Below are 2,356 nucleotides of genomic sequence, written 5' to 3'. Positions count from 1 at the left end.
TGGCGGGATGTACGAGACTTGAACTCGCGACCTCCGACGTGACAGGCCGGCGCTCTAACCAACTGAGCTAACACCCCATTCGGGCGACTGAAGAAAATGGCGGGATGTACGAGACTTGAACTCGCGACCTCCGACGTGACAGGCCGGCGCTCTAACCAACTGAGCTAACACCCCGTGCTTCAGCAGCCCGATTAGAATACACTAGCCCCTGAAAGCGCGCAAGCCCCTTTTTTCAACTTTTTCTGAATTGCCGTCGCGCACGCATCCCGCGGCGAGACGCGCCCCACGGCCCGCCCAACGAACGCCCGCTCGCGGGCTCCTTCGCACGCTCCACGCGCAAGCCGTTGGTCATATTGTGGTGCACCGAGCACGCTCGAACAGCTGGGGTATACTTCCAGGCATGGAACCCACAGCGAACACCCAACCCATTCTCACCCGCACAAGCGATGCGCCTATCGGCATCTTCGACTCCGGCTTCGGCGGGCTTACCGTCGCACGCGACATCGCGAAGAAACTGCCGCATGAATCCCTTATCTACCTGGGCGATTCCGCGCGAGGCCCCTACGGTCCCAGGCCCCTTTCCGAGGTCGACGGATTCGTGCAGCAAATCGGGTCGTGGCTCGTGAGCCGCGGCGTGAAGATGATCGTGATCGCCTGCAACACGGCAACAGCGGCGGGCCTTTCCCACGCGCAGCAAACGCTGCCCGTGCCCGTGATCGGCGTAGTCGAGCCAGGTGCGCGCGCCGCCGCCCACGCAACGAAGAACCGCCGTGTGGGTGTCATCGCCACGAAGGCAACGGTGGAATCCGACGCCTACACCAAGGCGATTCGCCACATCGACGCCGGCATCACCGTCTTCTCCACGGCCACACCGCGCTTCGTCGACATCGCCGAGCAGGGCATCAAGATGGCAGAAGGCCCCATCGAGGAGTTCACCTCGCTTGCGTCGAAGGTCTATATCCGCCCCGCGTTCCAGGAAATCGCACAGGACTACCTCGACCCGCTGCGCCGTTGCGAAATCGACACGCTCGTGCTGGGCTGCACGCATTTCCCTTTGCTGAAAGCGCTGATCGGAGGCGTAATCGGACGCGATGTTACACTCATCTCGTCCGCTCACGAAACCGCGATCGACGTGGCGGAGATACTCGCCCGCCGCGGAGAGCTTGCCAGCCCCGATGCCGTTGCGCATTACGAGTTCAACACGACCGGCACCGACATCGAGGGCTTCGAGCGCTTCGGCGGTCGCGCCTTCGGACACGCCATCGGCCGGGTCAACCACGTCGATCTACCGTAAGGAATCCCCATGTCGAACGCAAAAATCATCATCATTGCGAGCAACAACGCTCACAAAGCGGAGGAAATCGCCCACGCCCTCGACTTCCCTGGATGGGAATTCCGCACGCTCAAAGAGGCGCACATCGCCTCGGACCCCGCCGAGGACGCCGACACCTTCCTCGGCAACGCGCGCATCAAGGCAAAAGCCGCCTGGGAGGCCGCGAAAGAGACGCTCGGGCATCCCGTCGCCGTGCTCGCGGACGACTCGGGGCTCGAGGTCGACGCGCTCGACGGCGCGCCGGGCGTGTTCTCATCGCGCTACGCCGGCGAGCATGGCGACGACGCCGCAAACAACGCGAAGCTGTTGTGCGAGCTGGGCGAAACCCCCGATGAAGAGCGAACGGCGCGCTTCGTGTGCACGCTCGTCTTTCTGGATGAGAACGGCGCCGAGACGAATGCGCACGGCACGGTGGAAGGCCGCATCGGGCACGAGGAGCGAGGCGAACACGGCTTCGGCTACGATCCGCTCTTCCTAGCCGAGGTCCTCGACTTCAAACGCACGTTGGCAGAGGCCCTGCCCGAGGAGAAGAACGCCATCTCGCATCGAGGGAACGCCCTCGTTGAGCTGCGCGAGAAGCTCTCGTAGCAGCGACGCCGGCAGGCCTCAGGCTTCAGGCCGCAAGCCTCGCGACGTGCGCCTTGCCTTTTCGGACGAATTGCCTGGATTATCATTGGAAATGAAGAATTGTGCCACTCGCAAACAGCACGCGAGTGGCACATTTTATTTGATTCCAATTTTTTAGCGAACCGCTTATTTTCGGAAAGAGACAGCTGTTTACCTGCGAAAAGAAATGGCGCGCCCAGCAGGACTCGAACCTGCAACCGTCGGATTAGAAGTCCGATGCTCTATCCGTTGAGCCATGGGCGCACATGGCGGGCAATCGAATGGTCGGGATGACAGGATTCGAACCTGCGACATCCTGCTCCCAAAGCAGGCGCGCTACCAAACTGCGCCACATCCCGACGCTGCACAGCGGCATCGATTATAGCAGAAGAATCGAAATCCGCCGGAAAGACTTTC

Annotated in this window: 2 protein-coding genes and 4 tRNA genes; 2 read left to right on the top strand and 4 right to left on the bottom strand. The window is 61.8% G+C overall.

Annotated elements, in window-relative coordinates:
- A tRNA-Asp gene (locus tag Q0G18_RS09375) sits at positions 1-77 on the bottom strand.
- Between the two features lie 20 nt (positions 78-97).
- A tRNA-Asp gene (locus Q0G18_RS09370) sits at positions 98-174 on the bottom strand.
- A 226-nt stretch (positions 175-400) separates the two neighbouring features.
- On the opposite strand from Q0G18_RS09370, the gene murI reads away from it, so the two are divergent.
- Together murI and rdgB are read left to right on the top strand one after the other, a co-directional pair.
- Complete coding sequence (gene murI, locus Q0G18_RS09365; RefSeq protein ID WP_297152426.1) at positions 401-1,294, top strand: glutamate racemase; 894 nt, start codon at positions 401-403, stop codon at positions 1,292-1,294.
- 9 nt (positions 1,295-1,303) lie between these two features.
- Complete coding sequence (rdgB, locus tag Q0G18_RS09360) at positions 1,304-1,921, top strand: RdgB/HAM1 family non-canonical purine NTP pyrophosphatase (protein WP_297152423.1); 618 nt, start codon at positions 1,304-1,306, stop codon at positions 1,919-1,921.
- A 206-nt stretch (positions 1,922-2,127) separates the two neighbouring features.
- Here the strand turns inward: rdgB and Q0G18_RS09355 are convergent.
- Positions 2,128-2,203 (bottom strand) — tRNA-Arg (locus Q0G18_RS09355).
- An 18-nt stretch (positions 2,204-2,221) separates the two neighbouring features.
- Positions 2,222-2,298 (bottom strand) — tRNA-Pro (locus tag Q0G18_RS09350).
- Between the last annotated feature and the right edge of the window lie 58 nt (positions 2,299-2,356).

The organism is uncultured Ellagibacter sp. (assembly GCF_934636505.1).
Taxonomy (GTDB): Bacteria; Actinomycetota; Coriobacteriia; order Coriobacteriales; family Eggerthellaceae; genus Ellagibacter.
Note: the sequence above shows the minus strand (reverse complement) of the source record. Positions and strands in the feature narration are given on the sequence as shown.

Excerpts from the sequence above, each read along its gene's own strand:
- rdgB (WP_297152423.1), top strand. The coding sequence starts at position 1,304 with ATGTCGAACGCAAAAATCATCATCATTGCGAGCAACAACGCTCACAAA.
- murI (WP_297152426.1), top strand. The coding sequence starts at position 401 with ATGGAACCCACAGCGAACACCCAACCCATTCTCACCCGCACAAGCGAT.